Here is an 865-nt window from a genome sequence, read left to right as displayed (position 1 = left end):
AGAACATGTTTAAAAATTATATTTGTTATAATTCATAATCGATTTAGAATAATTTGGCAATTGGCCCATAATATCCATGCTTCCGAACTTTTAGTTGTTTTTTCATAATCTTTTGAATGTCTTCGAAAGAAGTTGAGCCATCCAAAAGTGCGTTCGTTAACCCATCTCCACTTTACAGGAACAAATCCTCTTTTGGTAGGTGGTTTAGAAGCAAATTCAATATCCAATCCAATTATATTCTCTTGAACCCAGTTATAGAATACTTTTTTGTAGGCATCGTCCACTAGTATCTTTCTCATCCTTTCTAAATACCCTAAACATTGTTCTACTAATAAATGAGCTTTTACTCCATCATGAATGTCCGCCGCATGGACTACTACACCCCAAACTAAACCTAATGTATCGACGATAATATGCCTTTTTCTTCCATTGATGTGTTTATTCCCATCAATACCTTTATCTTCTATACAAAAGGGGGCTGATTTAATAGACTGACTATCAATACACAACAAACTAGGTGTTTCTTGTTTATTATGGCGTTTCCTTTCTTTTTTATTCAACTCGCTATTTATTCTATGCAATGCCCCATTAATTGTCCACTTTCGAAAATAATAGTAAATTATTTGCCAAGATAAAGTAGGATGGTTTAAATTTCTCCACTGTGTCCCTGTCCGAAGTATCTCTAAAATCCCGTTTATTACTTCTCGCAAATTATGTTTGCGTTTTCTATGTTCATTTAAAATTTCTTCAATAACTTGCCACTGGGCATCGGTCAATTCAGTAAACTGAGTTTGCATTGAATTATAGGTTTGGTCACTTACAATTTAAGCAACCGATGCCCTTTCTCAAAATTTAAACATGTTCT

1 protein-coding gene is annotated in these 865 nt (G+C 33.6%); it reads right to left on the bottom strand.

What is annotated here, in order from left to right; genetic code table 11:
- Nucleotides 1-32: 32 nt before the first annotated feature.
- Nucleotides 33-797, bottom strand: a complete 765-nt coding sequence (locus tag ACYVFA_RS13495) for an IS5 family transposase (protein WP_460472358.1) — start codon at nt 795-797, stop codon at nt 33-35.
- Nucleotides 798-865: the final 68 nt, after the last annotated feature.

The sequence above is a fragment of the Emticicia fontis genome (assembly GCF_054779675.1).
This window is presented reverse-complemented; position numbering and strand designations above follow the sequence as displayed.

Bases quoted from the DNA above. Each gene is read 5' to 3' on its own strand.
- ACYVFA_RS13495 (WP_460472358.1), bottom strand. From the start codon at position 797: ATGCAAACTCAGTTTACTGAATTGACCGATGCCCAGTGGCAAGTTATT.